The organism is Corallococcus silvisoli (genome assembly GCF_009909145.1).
Classification (GTDB): Bacteria; Myxococcota; Myxococcia; order Myxococcales; family Myxococcaceae; genus Corallococcus; species Corallococcus silvisoli.
In genome coordinates, this window is sequence record NZ_JAAAPJ010000001.1 from 1,268,105 (window position 1) to 1,288,376 (window position 20,272).

At 67.8% G+C, this 20,272-nt stretch carries 16 protein-coding genes and 1 pseudogene; 9 read left to right on the forward strand and 8 right to left on the reverse strand.

The window, feature by feature from the left end:
• The first annotated feature begins 46 nt into the window (after nucleotides 1-46).
• Nucleotides 47-1,318, forward strand: coding sequence for an SBBP repeat-containing protein (locus GTY96_RS05115; protein ID WP_235685335.1), 1,272 nt, complete (start codon nucleotides 47-49; stop codon nucleotides 1,316-1,318).
• Nucleotides 1,319-1,449: 131 nt separating this feature from the next.
• Here GTY96_RS05115 and GTY96_RS05120 read toward each other — a convergent pair whose 3' ends face one another.
• A complete protein-coding gene (locus tag GTY96_RS05120; protein WP_328700768.1) occupies nucleotides 1,450-2,379 on the reverse strand; it encodes a LysR family transcriptional regulator in 930 nt (309 codons plus the stop codon).
• A gap of 133 nt (nucleotides 2,380-2,512) precedes the next feature.
• Here GTY96_RS05120 and GTY96_RS05125 point away from each other — a divergent pair, with 133 nt between their 5' ends.
• A complete protein-coding gene (locus GTY96_RS05125; protein ID WP_186001763.1) occupies nucleotides 2,513-3,373 on the forward strand; it encodes a haloalkane dehalogenase in 861 nt (286 codons plus the stop codon).
• 258 nt (nucleotides 3,374-3,631) lie between these two features.
• The gene (locus GTY96_RS05130) at nucleotides 3,632-4,690 is read left to right on the forward strand and encodes a hypothetical protein (protein ID WP_143898873.1); all 1,059 of its coding nucleotides are present in this window, start codon (nucleotides 3,632-3,634) and stop codon (nucleotides 4,688-4,690) included.
• A 447-nt stretch (nucleotides 4,691-5,137) separates the two neighbouring features.
• Here GTY96_RS05130 and GTY96_RS05135 read toward each other — a convergent pair whose 3' ends face one another.
• Nucleotides 5,138-5,821, reverse strand: coding sequence for an SdpI family protein (locus tag GTY96_RS05135; protein WP_161664009.1), 684 nt, complete (start codon nucleotides 5,819-5,821; stop codon nucleotides 5,138-5,140).
• Complete coding sequence (locus GTY96_RS05140) at nucleotides 5,818-6,105, reverse strand: autorepressor SdpR family transcription factor (protein ID WP_143898875.1); 288 nt, start codon at nucleotides 6,103-6,105, stop codon at nucleotides 5,818-5,820. Before GTY96_RS05140 ends, GTY96_RS05135 begins: the two co-directional genes overlap by 4 nt.
• 290 nt (nucleotides 6,106-6,395) lie before the next feature.
• Between GTY96_RS05140 and GTY96_RS05145 the strand changes: the two genes are divergently transcribed.
• The 6 genes and pseudogenes from GTY96_RS05145 to GTY96_RS05165 all read left to right on the forward strand — a co-directional run bounded on the left by GTY96_RS05145 (nucleotide 6,396) and on the right by GTY96_RS05165 (nucleotide 14,518).
• On the forward strand, nucleotides 6,396-7,334 hold the full coding sequence (locus tag GTY96_RS05145) for a Kdo hydroxylase family protein (RefSeq protein ID WP_143898876.1): 939 nt from the start codon (nucleotides 6,396-6,398) through the stop codon (nucleotides 7,332-7,334).
• A 140-nt stretch (nucleotides 7,335-7,474) separates the two neighbouring features.
• Nucleotides 7,475-9,085: an alpha/beta hydrolase family protein gene (locus GTY96_RS05150; RefSeq protein ID WP_143898877.1), complete on the forward strand. Its 1,611-nt coding sequence runs from the start codon at nucleotides 7,475-7,477 to the stop codon at nucleotides 9,083-9,085.
• 176 nt (nucleotides 9,086-9,261) lie between these two features.
• A complete protein-coding gene (locus GTY96_RS05155; RefSeq protein ID WP_161664010.1) occupies nucleotides 9,262-11,211 on the forward strand; it encodes a CBM96 family carbohydrate-binding protein in 1,950 nt (649 codons plus the stop codon).
• A 133-nt stretch (nucleotides 11,212-11,344) separates the two neighbouring features.
• Nucleotides 11,345-11,839, forward strand: a pseudogene (locus tag GTY96_RS38680) (CBM96 family carbohydrate-binding protein); the annotation flags it as partial.
• 12 nt (nucleotides 11,840-11,851) lie between these two features.
• Nucleotides 11,852-13,246: a hypothetical protein gene (locus GTY96_RS05160; RefSeq protein ID WP_235685336.1), complete on the forward strand. Its 1,395-nt coding sequence runs from the start codon at nucleotides 11,852-11,854 to the stop codon at nucleotides 13,244-13,246.
• 270 nt (nucleotides 13,247-13,516) lie between these two features.
• Nucleotides 13,517-14,518, forward strand: a complete 1,002-nt coding sequence (locus GTY96_RS05165; protein ID WP_161664012.1) for a hypothetical protein — start codon at nucleotides 13,517-13,519, stop codon at nucleotides 14,516-14,518.
• A 134-nt stretch (nucleotides 14,519-14,652) separates the two neighbouring features.
• On the opposite strand, the gene GTY96_RS05170 is transcribed toward GTY96_RS05165, so the two are convergent.
• From GTY96_RS05170 to GTY96_RS05190, 5 genes are all read right to left on the reverse strand, one after another.
• Entirely contained in the window at nucleotides 14,653-15,069 is a 417-nt protein-coding gene (locus GTY96_RS05170) for a hypothetical protein (protein WP_161664013.1), read from the reverse strand.
• A 142-nt stretch (nucleotides 15,070-15,211) separates the two neighbouring features.
• On the reverse strand, nucleotides 15,212-15,988 hold the full coding sequence (locus tag GTY96_RS05175; protein ID WP_161664014.1) for an SDR family NAD(P)-dependent oxidoreductase: 777 nt from the start codon (nucleotides 15,986-15,988) through the stop codon (nucleotides 15,212-15,214).
• Nucleotides 15,988-16,656, reverse strand: a complete 669-nt coding sequence (locus tag GTY96_RS05180) for an SDR family oxidoreductase (RefSeq protein ID WP_161664148.1) — start codon at nucleotides 16,654-16,656, stop codon at nucleotides 15,988-15,990. Before GTY96_RS05180 ends, GTY96_RS05175 begins: the two co-directional genes overlap by 1 nt.
• A gap of 119 nt (nucleotides 16,657-16,775) precedes the next feature.
• On the reverse strand, nucleotides 16,776-18,239 hold the full coding sequence (locus GTY96_RS05185; protein ID WP_161664015.1) for a hypothetical protein: 1,464 nt from the start codon (nucleotides 18,237-18,239) through the stop codon (nucleotides 16,776-16,778).
• 159 nt (nucleotides 18,240-18,398) lie between these two features.
• Nucleotides 18,399-20,186, reverse strand: a complete 1,788-nt coding sequence (locus GTY96_RS05190; protein ID WP_161664016.1) for a serine hydrolase domain-containing protein — start codon at nucleotides 20,184-20,186, stop codon at nucleotides 18,399-18,401.
• Nucleotides 20,187-20,272 lie beyond the last annotated feature (86 nt).

The window sequence follows — 20,272 nt, forward strand, 5'->3', positions numbered from 1 at the left end:
TCCGGTCCCACGATGCAGGCATTCCCCCCTCGAAAAGGAGTTCGCGATGAAGCAATCCCTGTGGAGCATGTTTGGACTGGCGAGTGTCGTGTGCGCGGTGGGTGCGCCGTCGTTGGCCCTGGCGCAGGCCTCTCCGCCCACGTGGGTCCGCCAGTTTGGCTCGACCTATGAGGACATGGCTCAAGCCGTGGCCGTCTCGGGAGACAGCGTCTATGTCGTCGGTCACACCGCGAATCAGCTTGGCCCAGAGCCGCTCGCCGGTGGGCAGGACATCTTCGTGGCGAAGTACGACACCAGCGGCACGCAGCTCTGGATTCACCAGCTCGGCACGCCGGCGACGGACCGCGCCACGGCGGTGGCCACCGACGCGGCGGGCAACGTGTACGTGGTGGGCCACACCTTCGGCGGCTTCGACTACTACGTGAATGCTGGCGGCCTGGACTTCTTCATCACCAAGTACGACGCCCAAGGCAATCGGCTCTGGCTGCGCCAGCGGGGCACGCAGATGGACGACTTCGCCACCGGCGTCGCCGTGGGCGAGAACGACACGCTCTACATCGCGGGCTACACCGGCGGCAGCTTCGCCAACGGCGGCAACCCCAACAACTATGACGTCATGGTGGGCCTCTACGACACCGACGGCAACCCGTACTGGCTCCAGCAGTACGGCTCGCCCAACGGCGACGTGGCGACGGGCATCGCCGTGACGCCGACGCATGACGTGTACGTGGTGGGAGAGACGACGGGCAGCGTCGACGGCACCACCACGCCCGTGGGCACCGACATCTTCCTGATGAAGTTCAACATCCTGGGCGCTCAGCAGTGGGCGCGGCAGCTGGACGTGTCTGGCAATGACCACGGCACCAGCGTGGCCGTGAGCCCGAACGGCGACGTCTACCTGGCCGGCTACACGTTTGGCGAGCTCGACGGGAACGTCAACAATGGCCTCTTCGACGCGCTGCTCGCTCGCTATGACAGCGCCGGCAATCGCCAGTGGAGCCGCCTGCTGGGAGGCACCGGGGCCGACTACGCGCACGCCGTCACCGTCGCCGCCGACGGCACCATCAACCTCGCGGGCCGGGCGGGAGCCTCGCTGAATGGCAACCCCCACGCGGGCTGGGATGACGTGTTCCTGGCGCGCTACAACGCCCTGGGTTCCCTGCTCCAGACTCGCACGGTGGGGACGCCCTCGCTCGAGGTCACCCGAGGCGTGGCCGTGGACGCCGCGGGCAATGCCTATGTGACGGGCTACACCTACGGCGGGCTGGGGAGCACCGCCAACGCCGGCGGCTACGATTCGTTCCTCATCCGCTTCTAACGCATCCCGTTCCGACGAATCCGGCCCTGGCTTCCATGTCGGCCGGATTCACGTCGCACGGGAGTGTCTCGTCGAGCGTCGTCGGGGGAGCCGCCACGGCATCCAGTGGCGCACCCCACCTTCCGTTCCCGTCAGGTCCCCAGCACCGCTCGCCGGACAAGTCCGCGCAGGTGCCGCGCCGCGGGGTCGACATGGGTGCGCTCATGCCAGCACAGCGCGAGCTTGACGGTGTGCGCGGGGAGCGGAGCGTCGAGGGGGCGCACCCCCAGGCGCGTGCCCTGCGCCGCGACGAGTGACTCCGGCAGCGTCGCGACGAAATCCGTCGCGGCCACGACAGCCGCGGCGGCCGTGAACGAGGGCACGGTCACCGCGACCTCACGGTGGATGCCCGCGCGCGCGTACGCGGCACCGACGCGATCACGAAAGGCCCTTCCCGGCACCATCTCCACGCCGACGTGCCGGAGCGCGCCGAGCGCACGCGAGGACAGGCGAGCACCCAGCGCGGGGTGGCCGCTCCGCGCGACGAGGACCATGCGCTCCTCCAGCAACGGCTCGATGTGCAGCCCCGTGCCTCTTCCGGGCATGCCGATGTGCAGATCCACCTGGGACGAGGCCAGGTCGCCGAGTGAGACGAGCGAGTCGATGCCCACCACGCCGAGGCTTGCCTTGGGCATCTCCTGGGTCATCCGCGCAACGATGCGAGGCACCCAGGTGAGCTGCCCGGCGTCGGCGACGGCCAGGGTGAAGGCGCGCGTGCATCCGGTCGGATCGAACGGGAGCTCGTGAATCGCGAGCTCCAGCTCCCGCAGGCCCCGCGCGAGGGCGGGCGCGAGCGCGAGGGCACGCGGCGTGGGGACGATGCCACGGCCCTTGCGCGTCACGAGCGGGTCGCCCAGCACGGAGCGGAGGCGCGCGAGGCCGTTGCTGATCGCGGACGGAGTGACATGGAGCCGGCGGGCCGCGCTCGCCACGCCGCGCTCGGCGAGCACGGTGTGGAGCACCAGGAGGAGATTGAGGTCCAGGGAGGCGATGGGATTGCTCACGGTTCGTGAGGTTATCACTCACGAATCATCACTCACGCGGATGATTCGACGAACCCATGATGCGGGCATGCACAGGTTGTTCGGCGGTCTTGTCGCGGGCGCGCTCCTCGCGTGCCACGCCCCCACCCCCATTCCTCCTCGGAGCACTGCCATGCCCTCGACGTCCAGCATCCAGGTCCTCGACTCGTTCATTGCCTACCGCGACGCCGGGACCGGCTCGCCCATCGTGTTCCTGCACGGCAACCCCACGTCCTCGCACGTGTGGCGCAACGTGACTCCACGGCTCGCCGACCTCGGGCGGTGCCTCGCGCCCGACCTCATTGGCATGGGGGCTTCGGGCAAGCCCGACATCCCCTATCGCTTCGCGGATCACGCGCGCTACCTGGATGCGTGGTTCGCGGCGCTCGACCTGCGCGAGGTCGTGCTCGTTGGCTACGACTGGGGCGGTGTCCTCGCCCTCGACTGGGCGCGGAGGCACCCGGAGCGCGTGCGCGGCGTGGTCGTGTTCGAGACGTTCCTCCGGCCCATGCGCTGGAGCGACTGGCCTCCGCAGGGGGAGCAGCTGTTCCGCGCCTTCCGCACGCCAGGGGTCGGCGAACAGCGGGTGCTCGAACAGAACGAGTTCCTGGCGAGGTCGCTCGCGAACGGAGTCCTGAGCGGCCTGTCGGAGGACGACCGCGCCACCTATTACGCGCCCTATCCTGATCCGGCCTCCCGCCGGCCGCTCCTCCAGTGGCCTCGGGAGATCCCCATCGACGGCGAGCCCGCTGACGTCAGCGCGGTGATCGAAGCCTACGACGCGTGGCTCGCGCGCACCCCCGCGAAGCCAGCGCTCCTGTTGACGTTCGGGGACACCGGTCTCAGCGCGCCGGGCATTGTCGAGTGGGCACGAAGCACGCTCCCCGCGCTCGAAATCGTCCCGCTCGCCCGCGCGGGACACCATGCGCCCGAGGATGCGCCCGAGGAGATCGCGCAGGCCATCCGCGGCTGGCTCGAGCGCCACGCGCTGTGAACGCCGCCTGCGCACGAGGCCGCGCTCGAAGCTTGGATGGGCGGGTGCTCCTGCCCGTGGTGACTGGCGCCATCCTCCTGGTGACTGCTGTCACCGCCGGGGCACCTGATGTGCGGGCCCCGGAGTCATCCCATCCCTGAGAAATCCACGGGTTACGGGGGCCTTGTGGGTGGCATGCGCGCTGCAGTGAAGCAGCGCATAGGCGGTGTGAACTCGCCGCGGCGGTCCTCCGTCGCTGCCAAGAACCAGGTGATACCGATGATCAACGTCAAGGCCACGGCCCTCCCCCTCTCCTCGATGCGTCAGGGCGCTGCTCAGTCTTCTTCCGTCAACCCGAAGCAGCTGCTCTCGGCGGGGCCTGTTCAGGACACGGGAGCCCGAACCCTCCAAGGCGCCCCGCGCACGCCCGCACGCGGTTTCACGCAGGTGGACTCGTTCGAGCCCGCTGTCATCAACAGGAGGCAGCCCAACACCGCGTCCAGGCTGGAGGGGGCGCTGGGCGCGACGAGCGAGGCGCTCACCTACGCCCCCCGGGGGCTCCCCCAGCAGCTCCAGGAGGTGGCTCCGGCTCCGCAGGCCTCCGGCTCTGGCGTCCCCAGCGCCAACGACAAGCGGCCGGCCGGGGACAACCGGTCCGCGGCGCAGATCGTCGACGACACCCCCGTGCTGAAGAACCTGGGCCGCCAGAAGGACATCAAGTTCGAGCAGCTGTGCAAGCAGACGGGAGTCGATCCCAAGCTCGACCTGAAGGACTCGAAGCAGAACCCCGACGGCGTCTACCGGCTGGCCAAGGTGCTGGAGTTCATCGACAGCGCCAAGGCCTCCAATGGCGGGGACCGGTCGAACAAGGTCCAGAACGCCCAGGGAGACGGCAACATCGAGGGCATCACCAAGGATGGCGATGCGCGGCACGGCACGGAGGCCGGCATGGTCAAGGACTTCGCCGAGAAGGGGTACTCCTTCCTGGGCGAACACCAGCTGCCGACCACGAATGACACCCACGTCAAGGCGGACGGGAGCAACAAGGACAACTTCCAGTGGTTCGCGGGCGAGGCGGGCAAGCACCTGTGGTTCTTGCCGGTGGTCAGCAACGTCCTGACGGGGGTCGGCAACTCGGAGGGGGGCTTCGGGGGAGTCCTCAAGGGTGCCGCGACCGGTTACCTCAACACCTTGAAGGGCGCCGCGGAGGGTGTCGTCGGGTCCATCACGAAGGGCCGCGCCAATCCGGCCTCCATGATTTTTGGAGGCGTCATGGGCGCGCTGGGGAGCACCGAGGCCGCTCCCCAGCCGGTGAAGGACATCGCCAACCTGTTCTAAAGACAGGAGGCGATCCTCAACGCCATCCGCCGGGTGGAAGCGCTTGGCCTGGAGGGGCCCCGTCAGGCCCCCCGGGCGAGGCCGCCGGGCCCCTAATTACAGGGCGCGCCGCAGACGCCAGCCCCGCGGGCCTGACATTGCGCCGTGCCGGTGCAGAACAAGCCATCCCCCGTGCAGCAGCCGAGCAGTCGCGCGGACTCGTCAGGAACCGCGCCGCGGGGGGCGGTCGATACGAGCACGGGCTCTTCATTCACGACCGCGCTTGGGGCGGGCTGCGAGGAAGAGGGGACAGCCATTCCCACCACGAGGGCGAAACTCAGGGCGACTCCGGAAACAAGATTCCGCAGCATCTGGGGCTCCTGGGGTTGAGAGGCATTTGGGAGGGTACTCCCAGTGTGTCTCCAATCCAAGGCGCCGCCCCGCCGCGGAACTCTCGCGGTCCACCTGTCACGCGGAGCGTCGCGAGCCTCCGCCGTGCGTCGACCCGTCTTTGAACCCCTCGATGCGGCGATAGAGAATGTACGAGTAGAGCACAGGGACTCCGACCGCCACCGCGATGGCCACGAGGAGGGGAATCGGGCCGCCGCCAAGAAGCCCCGAAACGAAGCTGACACCCCCGGCGAGGACAAAGAGCCTTCCGCCCAGGCGGTGCGTGCGGAGCCAGACTTCGTCACTCGCGAGCGTCCAGGGCGTCCGAATGCCACAGAAGAAGTTCTTGGTGAACTTCCCCATGAAGTTGCCCAAGACCACGAAGAGCAGCCCCGTGGCGCAGACGAGCACGCGGTCCATGGGCACGGGGACTCCGATGCCTGCGAGCATGACCAGGGCCGTCACCAGGAACATGAACGCGAGAATCGCCGCCTGGATGCCCTCGTAGACGCCCTGAAACCGGTCCACGCGGAAGCCTTGCGGCGAGATCCGGGGGACGACCACCAAGAGCAGGAACATGCCGGCCATCACCAACGGCAGGAGGAAGGGGCCCCAGGGCTTCGACGCGTGGCCGTCCACCACCCCGCTTGCATTCCAGTGGGTGGGCATCGATTCAGGGAGTCGGTTGTAGAGCACCGCCGCCATCACGAACGACCCGATGACGAGCCCCAGGCTCAACAAGTTCGCACGGCTGATCTTCATGGCTGCTCTCCGTTCCGCTTGTCGACCTTGAAGAGGTCGAGAAGCATGGCCGCTACGTCTTCAAACACGGTCGTATTGAGGGAGTAGACGAGCTGCTGCCCGCGCCGCTCGCAGCGCACCAGGTCGGCGGCCTTGAGGACGTTGAAGTGATGCGATAGCGACCCCTTCGTGATGTCGAACGCCTCCGCGAGCTCACCCGCGGTCTTCGACCCACCCTGCAGAAGCTTGAGCACACTGCGCCGGGTTGGATCCGAAATCGCCTTGAAGACCTCCTGCGTTCGCATCCCCGTCCCTTGATTGTTTGACGACTTTCAAAATAACGACCGGAGAAATCTTGTCAAGGGGCTCTCGCCAGCACGCCTCCTCCTTCGCCGTAGGGGCAGGGGGAGCGCGGACCGCACGTGGTGCGGGACGGGCCCCAATCCATTCCTGCCGTTGTGGCGATTTCCGGCCGGTGGTCTGTCCAGTGCCTTACACCTTCGCTGGGCGTCAGGCTTGACGCTGCACCGAGCGGATAGTTCCGTCGCCCGCCTGCAGACTTCACGTCTTGGATGTGAAGTCCCTGGGGGGAGCCATGTTGGAGACCTTCGATGCCGCGCGGCTGAAGAGCGCGGGCCCTACCACCTTGTCGGATGCGCTCGAGCGCGGGCGCATCGTCTACTTTCCCGAGAGTCCGGTGCTCCTCCCCTCGCCGGAGGATGCGGCGTTTCTGCGAGAGGAGCTTCCCTCACAGTTGAAGCGCAAGAACGTGAGCTATTACCCCGAGGCGCAGCGGCTGGTGGGGCTTGCCTCCGGAGGAGAGCTCGCCGCGCGCACGCATCGAATCCTGAGAGACCACTCGCGGCGCGTGACGGACTTCCTCACGGCGACCATGCCGGGCTTCGTGAAGGACTGGAGCGTGGGCACCTCCAGCTTTCGGCCACTCCAGGAGCGCGGGCGGAAGCTCAAGCCTCACGCGAGCAACGAGCTCATCCATGTGGACGCTGGCGCATACGGCGCGACCCATGGCGACCGCATCCTGCGCTTCTTCATCAACCTGCACTCCACCGAGGAGCGGCGGTGGGCGACGCGAGGCACGTTCGAAGCGCTCTACCTCCGCTATGGCGACATGGCGGGCGTCGCCCCGGCGAATGGGGGCGAGAGGCCGTTGCGGCCTGGGGGCGCGGGCCGGATGTACTCGAGCCTGCTGCGAGGGGCATCCCGGCTCGGATTGAGGATGGCGCGGGTCGTCGACACCTCTCCGTATGACCGGGTGATGCGGCGCTTCCACAACTACATGAAGGACACGCCAGAGTTCCAGGCGTCACGAGAGGGTTACGAGGAGTTCGGGTTCCCTCCCTTCTCCGCCTGGATGGTGCTCACCGACACCGTGAGCCACGCGTGCCTGTCCGGCCAGTACGCGCTCGTGGACACCTTCCTCATCCGGCTCTCGAGCTGCCGTCTCCCGGAGATCGCGCCGTATCACCTGCTGCAATCCGCACCCGCGCGGTCGCCACGACGCGAAGCCGCGTGATGTCTGTCGGGCCGGTGGCCGCGCGACGCTGAATTGGGGCGGTGACAGTCCTCGTCGGCTCCGGTGTTCCCTTGAGGTGTGTCCGCCATCCCCCCGCGCTTCGCGGGGCCGTGGCGGCACTTCGCAAGGAAAGAAAGCCCATGCATCCGTCATGCTCGTCGCTGGCGTCCACGTTCCAGGGCGCGTGGCGCCGTTGCTGCTCGTGGTTGGGGACTCCGGCCGCGTTGGGCCTCTGCATCCTCACCGGCGCCGGCTGTGGCGGAGAGGGACCTCGGAACCCGGAGGACCCGAATGCCACGCCCATGTACACGCGGGTCGACAACGCGGCCCTGGACGTGATGCCGGGCGTGTACCCCAACGCCGTTGACGGTTCGGACACGGGGGACCTCCAGGTCGCGGTGCTGAGCTCCGAGGGCCTTGATGCCAAGACCCTCGACCTCACCACGGTGGTGCTCACGAATCCCAAGGGGACGGGGAAGGTGCGGGCGAGCGGCGTGGGCACGCCGCGGGACGTGAATGGCGACGGCCGCCTGGATGCCCTCTTCAGCTTTCCCCTGCCGGCCCTGCGCGACGCGGGCGTGCTGACGCCGCAGACCACCCGGGTCCTCCTCGATGCGAAGACCCAGGGCGGCGCCGTCGTCTCCGCGCAGGACGGAGTGCACGACGCACACCATGTCGTGGTGGACCTTCCCGTCCCCACCGGGCCCTACGCGGTGGGCACGACCGAGTTCACCTGGACGGACCCCGCGCGGGAGGAGACGTTCACGGCGTCCCCCGACGACCGCCGCGCGCTGCAGGTGCGGCTGTGGTACCCCGCGCGCCGGATGCCGCGGGCGCAGCCGTCCCCCTACTTCCTCAACCCGTACGAGGGGGAGCTGCTGGCCGCCTTGCAGGGGTTCCCGCCAGAGCTGTTCGGGTTCTTCTTCGCCCACTCCGTGCGCGACGCTCCCCTGGCGGAGGGCTCCGAGCGCTTCCCCGTCCTGCTCCTCTCGCCTGGCTATGGCACCGGGACGGCGGTCTACAGCGGCGCGGCGGAGGAGCTGACCAGCCAGGGCTACGTCGTGGCGGCCATCTCCCACCCCTTCACCGGGGGCCCCGTGGTGTTCCCGGACGGCCGGGTGGCGCCGCACACCGTCGACATCTCGCCGTTCGACGCCGCCCAGAACGCCCACATCCAAGGGGTGTGGACGGGGGATGCCCGGTTCGTGCTCGACCAGTTGGAGAAGCTCGGCGCCGAGGCGTCGGGGAGCCCCTTCGTCGGCCGGTTCGACTTCTCGCGGGTGGGCATGTGGGGTCATTCCTTCGGAGGCTCGACGGCGGCGGATGCCTGTCGCACGGATGCGCGCTTCAAGGCGGGCCTCAACATGGACGGGTCCTTCCACGGGGACCTGGACGCGGAGGTCCATGTCCCGTTCCTCGTGATGAACAGCGATGGCGCGGCCATGGACTCCACGCGGGCCGCCTTCTTCCAGAAGCTGCGCGCCACCGGCTACGACGCGAGCATCCATGGCACCGGCCACTTCAGCTTCAGCGACATCGCCCTGGCCCTGCCGCTGGTACGGACCTACGCACCGCAGGCGACAGGCACGGACATCCAGATCGGGAACCTGGAGGGCACGCGCGCGTTCGCCCTGACCGTCACGTACCTACGCGCCTTCTTCGACAAGCACCTTCGCGAGGGAACCACCCCGTTGCTCGACGGCCCCTCACCGGAGTACCCGGAGGTCGAGCTGGTCGTCCACCGCCCCTGATGTCTCATCAATTCGCTGCGGTACGGGATGAGCGTGGTCTGCTGGCCACTTCCCAGCGCGCAGTGTCGTGATTTCGATAGGAATGACCTGGGGCCGATCCTGCGCTCCCTGCAAGGCATGTGAGGCTTTCCGGCGGCGACTCTTCCCGGGAGCCCCACATGCCAACGAAGCCGTGGATGCGAGCGTTTGGACTGCTGTCCCTTGGCATCCTGCTGCTGGGAGGCGGTGCCCCTCTCATCGGGACCGCTCCCAGCGTCCCTCCGGAGTGTGAGCCAGAGACGCACGACTGGGAGACGAGCTCGCTCCCCGAGGCGGACACCTACGTCGAGGAGGCTTTTCCAGACAGGATTCACGGGCGAAGTACCGTGTTGGTCTCGGACGGCAATCCTCGCCAGGAGATCTACATGCGCTTCCGCGTCGCCGATACCACCGGTCGACTCGGGGCCTGGCTGGATGTCCCCGTTCTGGATGGCACCTCCAACGCGCCTGCCCTCCACCTCACCCAGCCGGATTGGGATGAGGGGACGCTGACCTGGATGACCCGCCCGGCGCTTCTGGGCGGGCCCGTCGCAAACGTCGGACAGGCTCCCTCTGGCAGCCATATCCAATACGACCTGGGGCAGGTGGTCACGGGGCCAGGGGTCTACTCCTTCGCGCTCATTCCCGAATCCACGGATGGAATGGACATCCGTGCGCTGGATGCTCGAAACGCCGACACCCCGAAGCTCATCATCCCGGTTCGACAGTCCACCTGCACGTATCGCGGGACTGGCGGGACGCTGGGGCAGCCCTGGCGCTATGGCGGCGCTGGAGACGAGGTGGCGCGAGCGATGGCGACGGATGGGACGGGAGCCTTCGTCCTCGCGGGGGCCTATGGCGTGGGCGGCAGGCTGGGGCCCGTGGGCTTCCCCGGGCAGAGAGGGTTGATGCTGGGCCGCTTCCGCGCGGACGGCAGCCACGACTGGTCGCGGGGCTACGCCCAGGAGTCGGCGGTGATGACGGTGGAGGACGTGGCGCTGACGTCCCTGGGGAACATCCTGGTGGTGGGCAGCTACACGGGCACGCCGAACCTGGGGACGGGTCCCTTGCCAACAGCGGTGGAGGCCACCGTCCCGGCGATGTTCATCGCGAAGTTCTCTCCGAACGGGACGCCTGTCTGGGCGAAGGGCTTCGTGGCCAGCCTCGCGCAGGGAGGCGTCACGCGACGCGTGCCCGCGAGCGCGGCGTCGGTGGCCACGGACGCGCAGGGGAGCCTCATCGTCACCGGCTCCTTTCATGGAGCCATGAGCCTGGGGGGAGGGGTGCTGGACGCGGGACCTTCGAGCCGCGACGCGCGCAATCCCCAGCCGGGAATGTTCCTCGCGCGCTTCTCCTGGGAGGGGACCCACCTCTGGTCCAAGGCCTTTCCAGGGCTCGACGGAGGGCCCACGCAAGGGTTCCGGGTCGTGACAGACAGCGTCGGCAATGTGGTGGTGGGCGGCGTGGCGAGTGGGGCTGGCGATTACGACAAGGTCCTGGACGCCCGAGTCTGGAATACGCCGGTCATCGCCAGATTCTCTCCGGAGGGGGTGATGCAATGGACGCGGGCCCTGGAGTTTGCCGATGGGAGGGTGAATGGACTCACGCTCCTCCCGGGAGACGCGGTGGCCTTCAGCGGGAGCTTCAGGCACTCGTTCTATTTTGGGAATGAGAAGGTCTACAGCTCCAGAGGGGGAGGAGACCTCTCTGGAGGCATTCCAGACGCGATGCTGGGGGTGCTCGAATCCTGGGGGGCGGATCGCTGGGCGCGGGCGCTGGGGGATACGGCTCGTGAACAGGCACTGCGCATGGCGGCGGACGCACAGAGCCGGCTCGTTGTGTTGGGAGATCTCGCGGGGGGCTCGGATGTGGGCGGGGGATACATCTCGACCGGAGGAAGGGGCTTCGTGGCCAGCTATGCTCTGGGGAGCGGCGCGCATCGCTGGTCTCGTGCCCTGCCAGAGGGGCTGGAGCCCGCGTTGTTGGGGCTGACGCCGACGGGAGCCGTGCGCGTCGGGGGTTCGTTCACCGGGACATTGCGTGTGCGTCAGGCGACCTACACCTCCCAGGGGGGCGCGGATGTGATGCTCCTGAATCTGTCGCCTTGAGGCCATGCAGGGCGAGCTTGAGACAAATGAGAGTGTCAGTGGTCAGTCGCGCTGGGGGCTCCGTATGCTGATGCGTTCAGGGTTGAGAGTATTTGGGGCGTTGCCCCTGTGCGGCGCGCTGTTGGGAGGCGGGATGCCTTCTGTCGCGGTGGCCTCAACGGTGCCCTTGGCGTGCGAGCCTGACCTTCGCTTCTGGAGGTACCCCTGGACTCCTCAAGCAGATACGTACGTCGAGGAGGCTTCGCCGGACCAGAGTCATGGCAGTGACACGGTGCTCAGTGTGGATGGCAGCCCACGCAAAGAGGTCTACCAGCGCTTCGAAATCCTTGGTGGCGAGGACATCCTGAGTGCCTGGCTCAGGGTGCCCGTCGTGGAGGGCACGTCCAAGGGTCCCTCCCTCTACGCCACCGAGACGAACTGGGCTGAGTATGCGACGACCTGGAATACTCGACCGAACCTGATGGGCGGGTTGTTGGCGAGCGTGGGGCCAGTCACCTCTGGAGGTCAGGCCCGATATGATTTGAGCGACGTGGTCACGACGCCAGGTGTCTACTCCTTCGCGCTCATTCCTGAGTCAAATGACGGAATGGATTTCAACTCGCGAGAGATGTGGAGGACTGGCGTCCCGAGCCTCGAAGTCTTGTTCGACTGGTCCAACTGCACCTATCGCGGGACCGGCGGGGCGCTGGGGCAGCCCTGGCGCTATGGCGGCGCTGGAGACGAGGTGGCGCGAGCGATGGCAACGGATGGGACGGGAGCCTTCGTCCTCGCCGGGGCCTATGGCGCGGGCGGCAAACTGGGGCCCGTGGGCTTCCCCGGGCAGAGAGGGTTGATGCTGGGCCGCTTCCGCGCGGACGGCAGCCACGACTGGTCGCGGGGCTACGCCCAGGAGTCGGCGGTGATGACGGTGGAGGACGTGGCGCTGACGTCCCTGGGGAACATCCTGGTGGTGGGCAGCTACACGGGCACGCCGAACCTGGGGACGGGTCCCTTGCCAACAGCGGTGGAGGCCACCGTCCCAGCGATGTTCATCGCGAAGTTCTCTCCGAATGGGACGCCTGTCTGGGCGAAGGGCTTCGTGGCCAGCCTCGCGCAGGGGGGCACTCCGCGGCGCGTGCCCGCGAGCGCGGCGTCGGTGGCCACGGACGCGCAGGGGAGCCTCATCGTCACCGGCTCCTTCCATGGAACCATGAACCTGGGGGGAGGGACGCTGGACGCGGGACCTTCGAGTCGTGACTCGCTCCGTCCCCAGCCGGGAATGTTCCTCGCGCGCTTCTCCTGGGAGGGGACCCACCTCTGGTCCAAGGCCTTTCCAGGGCTCGCTGGGGGGAACACGCAAGGGTTCCGAGTCGTGACAGACAGCGTCGGCAACGTGGTCGCGGGCGGGGTCGCGAGTGGCGACTCCACCACGGGCGAAGTGGTCCTGGGCGCGATGTATGCGGGAGTGCCTTTCATCGCCAAGTTCTCTCCGGAGGGGGCTCCGCTCTGGGCACGCGCCCTGAACGAGCCAGACGGGAGGGTCAATGGACTCGCCATCCTCCCGGGAGACGCCGTGGCCTTCAGCGGGAGCTTCAGGCCCTGGTTCGATTTCGGCGGACAGTGGATCTATAGCTACACCTGGGAGAACGACCCGTATCGGGAAATCCCAGATGTGATGCTGGGCGTGATTGAGCCTGGCGGAGCGGATCGCTGGGCGCGTGCGATTGGCTCCGAGAACCATGAGCACGCTGTGCGAATGGTGGCGGATTCGCAGGGGCGGATCGTGATCTTGGGTGACTTCGCGGGCGGTTCTGATGTGGGCGGAGGGTTTATTTCGAGCCAGGGAAATGGGTTCGTGGCCAGCTATGACCCGGGGAGCGGCGCGCACCGTTGGTCGCGTGCGCTGCCACTCGGCATGGAGCCCGCGTTGCTGGGCGTGACATCGACAGGAGGCGTGCGCGTCGGTGGGTCGTTCAGTGGATCATTGCGATTGCGTTCGATGACCCATGGCTCCGCGGGCGGCTCGGATGTGATGCTCCTGAACATGTCACCCTGAAGTGACCGAGCCTGGGGCGGGCCGGCCACGCCTGAATCCATGCGTCGAGCACCCAGCGGGCCTTCCCTCCGTGGCAGGTGCGAGCCGCTCGACCTGTCTCCACTCCGCGAACCGTGCCTTCGCTCCGCGGTCACTGGCTGGCGCGTGTCCGCGCGCGACATGCGCTCGTCTGCGGCCGCGCTCTGTCGCCTCAACGAGTTCATGACGCGGCGTACGGATTTTGGCTAAACACAGCGCCTTCCCATGGTGGTCGAAGAGGAGCGGTTCTCGGTGCGCATCCTGAAGAGGCTCGTTGGTGGCGTGCTGGTCGTGGCGTTGTTGCTGGGCGGAGCGTTCGTCTGGGGCATGCAGCGCGTGTCGCGGGCGCGGGCGGCACGCGTCGAGGCCCTGGGGCCGCTGCTCGCGAGGGCGACGGCCGTGGAGTCGCTGAGTCCCGAGGATGCGTGTCTGGTCGTCGAGGGCTATTACATGAAGCGGGCGAAGGTCCTCACCGCGGAGTGTAGGAACGTCACGATCGAGGCCACGCGCCCCGGGGTCATGAAGTTCCGGGGGCTGGTCGTGGCCGACGCATGGAGCGATGCGGTCCTGGGGGGAGGCTCCGTCCCGACGCTGTGTCTCTCGAAGGGCCCACGGGGCTGGGAGGTCGCGGGGGGCTCGCACCAGCTCCTGGACTGCCAGTTCGATCCTCCGACGGGCCCGGAGCTGGCGAAGGAGGCCCTTGCGCAGGTGGAGCAGCGCCGGCGCGCCTGGATGGACGACGCGTTCGCGGCGGTGCGAGAGGCGCTGACGCGCCCCGGGTCGGACAAGGAGGTCTGCGAGGGCCTTCCCGCCTTGTCGAGGCGCGACGTGCTGGTCCTGGATGCGGACCTGCTCGGTGACGACCTCTCGGCGCGGATGGAGCGCACCACGCGCACCGGAGACATGCTCGGCTACCAGTGCATCCCCGCGATGAAGGGGCAGGGGCTGAACCTGGGGCCGTGCGCGGCGAACCAGTTCATCAGCCATGTCGTGGTCATCGACGACATCGACGAGCTTCCGCTGAGGGTTGCGGGGAGCAGCTATTCCGGCGGGCACTATGCCGCGGTGGTGAAGCTCGTGGACGTGCGCAAACACGAGGTCCTCTGTCAGCGCGAGGTGTCCTTCCAGCTCCCGGAGAAGGTCCTCCTCGTGAAGCGGCAGGACCTGAACTTCGAGTACAGCAAGCAGGTGCGTGCGGCGCTGCGCCAGACCATGGAGACGCTCACCGGAGGAAAGCTGTCGGCGGAGTTCTAGCAGGGTGGGGAAGGGGCCCGGTTCGCAGGCAGGAAGCCGGGCCACTCGTTGAGTTCGCTCTCAACCTTGTCTTCGCGGGGGCTCGGCGGGCGGAGCTGACGCGGAGCCGTCCAGGCTGTGTGCTTGCGGCAGAATCAATCGACGCAGCGGAAGGTCCTGGAGGTCACTGTGTTCGACTCGTAGGTGTTGGCGTCGACGACCTTGTATTGGAACTTGATGAAGAAGTACTCGGCGTCGGGATAGAGGCCGTTGTCGCACGGAATGCTGAAGGTCGTGGACCCCTGGAACCAGCCATACGGCTCCTCGACGCCGTTCCGCGTGATCAGGTATTGCCACCAGTATTGATAGGGCGCCACGCCTCCCTCGACTTTGCCCAGGCAATTCAGTTGCTGGTTTTCGCCAGGGAAGCTCACGGCGCAACTCGCGGTTGCTTGAGGAGAGGGGATGAGTGCGTATTCCGTTGCTCTGGGGTCGCTCTCCGGACTGGTGGTCGGGCCGCCACAGGCACAGGTCACCAGCGCGAATGCCACGACAACAAGACGATGCCTCATTCATACCTCCTGAGTGAGTACCGCGTTGATTGGGAATTCGATTCTGTCTGGATTGTCATGCCAGGCCCAGATGTCTGGGGGCTGCGTCTGTCGAGTGCTGGACAGTTGTCATTGGGCCTTGGGGAGGCGCGACGAGCGGAGCTCAGAACGAAGGCAGGTCGTTGGCCAGATGGGATGACAATCCCCCATCGACCACCAGCGTCGCGCCGTTGATGTAGCCACCGTAAGGCCCCGCGACAAAGGCCACCAGGCGGGCCACCTCGTCGGGACTCGCGAACCTTCCCGCGGGGATCCTCCGCAACAGCTCTTTTCGAAACGCGGGATCCGCCTTCGCCAACATGTCCGTGTCGATGTAGCCAGGACAGATGGCATTGCAGGTGATGCCATGGGCGCCCCACTCGGCGGCGATGGACTTGGAATAGCCGACCAGGGCGTGCTTGGTGGCCGCGTAAGTGGAGGAGAGCGCCCCGCCGGACAGCCCAAGGATGGAGGAGATGTTGACGACCCTCCCGAACCCGGCTGCCTTCATTCGGGGGAGGGCCCACCGGCAGAGATGGTGGACGGCGTCCATGTTCACGCTGAACAAGGCATCCCACTCGGCCTTGGAGACTTCGTCGGCGCGATGGAAGGGCCCTCCAAAGCCGGCGTTGTTCACGATGACCCCGGGGACGCCCACCGTGGCCTCCACCCTGGCGAGCATCGCGTCCACCGCCGCTTCGTCGGAGAGGTCACACGCGAACGCCCATGTCCGGGCACCAGAGGCGAGCAGCTTCTTCTCCTGTCGGGACAGGGCCTCCTCGTCACGCGCCACCAGGACCACCCGGAAGCCGTTCTCCGCGAGGACGTCCGCGATGGCCGCGCCAATCCCCCGGTTGGCTCCGGTGACCAGCGCCAGGTTCCCACTCGATGGCCGTTCCATCAGAGGACCCCCTTGGAGGGGACGAGGCGGAGCTCATCGACGCGGATGTGCAAGGGCTTGCGGGCGATCTCCCAGATGCACTCGGCTACGTCCTCCACGGACAGCATGTCGGCGGGGCTGAACTCCGGACGCGACCTCCAGAAGTCCGTGTACACGGCTCCCAACGAGAGGAGCGTGGCCCGGATGGCGTGGGCCTTCCCCTCCTCGTTCAAGACGCCCGTGAGCCCGCGGACGCCATGCTTGGAGGCCGCATAGGACCCATTCATGGGCAGGGTGAGGTGGTCGCTCACGGAGCCGATGTGGATGAGCCTCCCGCCGCCATGCGCTCTCATCCGCTTGAACGCCTCGCGCGCGCACAGGAAGGCCCCGGTCAGGTTCACGTCGAGGGTCTTGCGCCAGTCCTGGAGCGAGGTCTCCTCGATGGAGGTGAAGCATCCAAAGCCTGAGCAGTTCACCAGAAGCGAGAGGGGGCCTGACGCATCCGTCCTGTCGAACAGCGACCTCACGGAAGCCTCGTCCGTGACGTCCACCCGCATCGAGTCGGATGACTCCGTCAGCACATCATCGGAGGCACAGACAACGTGCAGTCCCTCTGCCCTCAATCTGCTCGTGACGGCCCTGCCGATGCTGCCCGTCCCGCCGACGACGACCGCATTCTGAACGCTCATGTCGGGAGAGATATCGGCCGCTGTGCCCCGACACCAGGGGCAATCGCCGCTGCGCACCTCACCCGCCGCACGGGGCCCCGTGGGGCCCGACGCATTCGAGCCCCGACCCCGCCGGACAATCACAGACGGAAGACGAGGACGTCCTTGTCCGCGGGGCTCATCCACACGATGGCGTCCAGGCTGGGGAAGTAGATCGCCCGGCGCCGCGCGATGCCGCTCTGCAATGCAGGCGCGGCGTTGGCGAAGGTCTTCGGCCGCAGCGTCGCGGGCGTGGTCTTGAGGTCGAGCTCCAGCCACGTCATTCCGCTGTTGAGCTTCGTGTACACCCAGTAGAGGCCCTCGGTCGGCACCCAGACCATGCCGTGTCCGTCGGTGGCGTGATCGGTGTCGGGGAACGAGGCGAGCGACAGGCCCCCTTCGTAGTTCCACGTCGCGCCCGACGACAGCACGGTGTGGGTGGCCACGTCGTAGCGCTGCCAGCGGCCAGGGGAGGCGTAGTTCCCGGCGCTGTTCGGCGGCACGAAGAGCGTCACGATGTCGCCCTCCTGTGTGTAGGCGGCGCCACTCCAGTCCCAGCTGCCCCAGCTCGCGCGAGGCGCGAGCCAGGTGTTGGTGCGCAGGTCGTAGTCGGCCGCGAAGGGGCCGGTGGAGCCGCAAGAGCCGATCACCAGCTTCGAGTCGTGGTCGAGCACCGCGATCACCTCCTCCGTGAGCGCGGTGCTGTCGCCGTCGGCGCGCGGGTGCGTCTTGATCGTCCACTGGTGGCCTGCGAGGGAGTACCGCCACAGCCGGCGGCAGGCGACGACCAGCTCGTTGCTCTCCGGCACGTAGATGAAGCCGTCATACACGTGCCGCGCCGTGGGATTGCCCATGGGATTGCTCACGGTGCGGTCCCAGAAGATCTCGTCGTAGTACCAGCGGTCGCGCTGCGCCCAGGTGCCCGCGTCGACCTCGGCGTCGTAGGCCGCGCGCGACTCGGGGCAGCCCGCGAAGGTGCCGGACTCACGGTATGCCTGGCTCCAGAGGTTGGTGTCGCTCGGCATGTGCTCGATGGACCAGCGCATCAGGTCGAGATCGAAGCGGTAGATGCCATTGTTGCTCGAGTCACCGTGACCGCCGCCGTGACGCCACAGCCGGCGGCCGGCGAGGTCGAAGGCTGGCGCGTTCCACGCCTCGGTGACGCCGCCCCAGCCCATGCTGCCGTAGTCCCTCCACCCGGGAATGGCGGCCTGCACCTGCGCCCCGAGGACTTCGAGCTTCGTGCCCGCGACGCTCACCCACCGGCCGTGCGGCACGAGCGCCCAGCTCGATTCATTCACGCGGCCCTCGTTGTCGCGCCCGGGCGTCCACACGTCGTCGACGAAGGTTCCGGTGTTGGTGCCCTGACCCCAGCCGGGGGAGTCGCCGGCATCACGCACGCCCGCATCGAAGGGCTGCCCCGCGTCCCGCGTGCCCGCGTCAACGCCGCCGTCGACACCCGCGTCGAGCACTTCGCCCGCGTCGCTCGAAGCCCCCGCGTCGGGGGACGTGAAGGAACCCACACACCCCGAGAGCGCCAGCACCGCGATCAGCCATCGTGACATGACTCTCAGTGTAAATGGTTCACGGGCGGACGCATAAGTGGGACGGAGACCCCAGGCGCCTGGCAACCCGAGACGTCGTCTTCCCCGCCTCCAACAACAGCCGTACTGCCTCGCCTTGGAGCGCTTGGGTCCAGCCAGTGGCCGCGCCCCCGGTGCAGCCTACGGCGTCTGCGCCGCATCCCGTTTTCCGAGCGGGCGGTGAAGGCGCACGCCCTTGAAGGTGAGCGACGCCCCGTCCGCCCCGTCCGTGGCGCGGAGCACCTCTCCCCGGCCTCGGCCCAGGCCCGCGACGGCCGCGAGGTCAGCACCTGCTGGATCCAGCACCGCTGTCACCGCTCCGTCGTAGAGCGGGCCCCTGTAGGAGAGCAGAAGCATTCCGCCCGCCTCGCTCAGCACGACCTCGTCAATCAGCTCGCGAGGGTGGCCGGGTGAAATCCGGTAAGCGCCCAGCCGCGCACGCCACGACTCCGGCATGGGGGATGGGGCGATGCGGGTCCCGAACAGGCCCTCGCCTTGCGTCTCCGAATAGCCAATCAGCAGCGTGTGACTCCCCGACTGCTGGAAGGTGAGCCACAGAGGGGCGTCGCCCACCTGGGCCCTGAAGAGACCTTGTTGGTGCGGCACCAGCTCGAGCACGAGGTCGCCGACCGTCGCCACCAGATTCTCCCCCCGCACTTCCATGTGCATCGGGCCCGCGTCGGTCGAGTAGAGCCCCGCCCATGACGCGAGCGCTTCGGGGGGCCGCGGCTCGGGTTGCGCGGTGGGCGACGAAGGCTGGGCAACCACCTGGCCCGTCTTCACCTTCAGGGCGCGCGCGAGCACCTCCCGCGCGAGACCATTGACGAGCCCACCCGCGCTGTCTGTGTTGGACATCACGACCACGCCAAGGCGGTGCTCCGGCACCAACGCCACGATCGCGTTGAAATAGAGTGCACCGCCGTCGTGCTCCACCATCCGCACGGATCCTCCGCCCTTCAGGGGCACGTCGTGCAGGTACCAGGCGAGCCCGATGCGTGTGCCCACGTCGAGCGGATGGCCGGCGTTCTGCTCACGCCACAGCTCCTGGAGGGACTCGGGCTGGAGGACCTGCTGGCCGTCGAAGCGGCCGCCATCCAGGAGCATGAGGACGAAGTGGCTCACGTCCTCCACCGAGCCACGCAAGCCTCCCGCGGGCCCTTCGCTCTCCAGCCAGTACGGGGGAACGTTCTCTGGCGGCAGGGCGCCATAACCCTTGGCCAGCCGCTCTGAAATGGCAGGTGTCACGCGGAACGCGGAGTGCTCCATGCGCAACGGCCCGAAGAGGTGCTGCTGCATGAATGTGTCGAAGTCACTCCCCGAGGCTGTCTCCACCGCGCGGCCCGCGATGACGAAGCCCGTGTTGCTGTAGGCGTGGAGGGTGCCCACGGGCCACGCGCGGTGTTCTTCCCGGAGCGCTTCCACGCGCTCGGCGAGGGTGAGGGGGCGGGGCGAGAAGCCGCCCCCGACCTGCTCGGGGATGCCCGCGTGGTGCGTGAGCAGGTTCCGCAGGGTGATGGGGCCGCTGGAGAACCGGGCCTGCATGCTGAACGCTGGGATGACCTCCTCGATGGGTTGGTCCAGTTGGGCGCGTCGCGCTTCCACGAGCTGCATGACGGCGGACGCCGTGAAGACCTTGGCCACCGAGCCCAAGGGATAGACGGTCTGGGGCGTGGCCTGGAGCCCGGCCTCTGCGTCGGCCATGCCGAAGCCCTGGGACCAGACCACCTTGTCGCCATCGACCAGCGCGACGCTCAGGCCCTTCACTCCGGCTTGAGTCAGGGCGAGGGGGATTTCTCGCTCGAACCTTCGCTTCAGCGCGGCGTAGTCCGGGCTGGAGGGAGGTGGGGCGTCAGCACAGGCCGCGGCGAAGGTGCAGGCGAGCAGCAGCGCCAGAAGGCCGCGGCGTGGGGCAAGCGGGTGTGGGTGCATCGACGTCTCCCATGGCCCGGGGTTCGGGCTCGCGGAGACTCTTTTCAGAGCGTGGCGCCCGGCGCCGTGGGAGTCGCGTCAGCGAT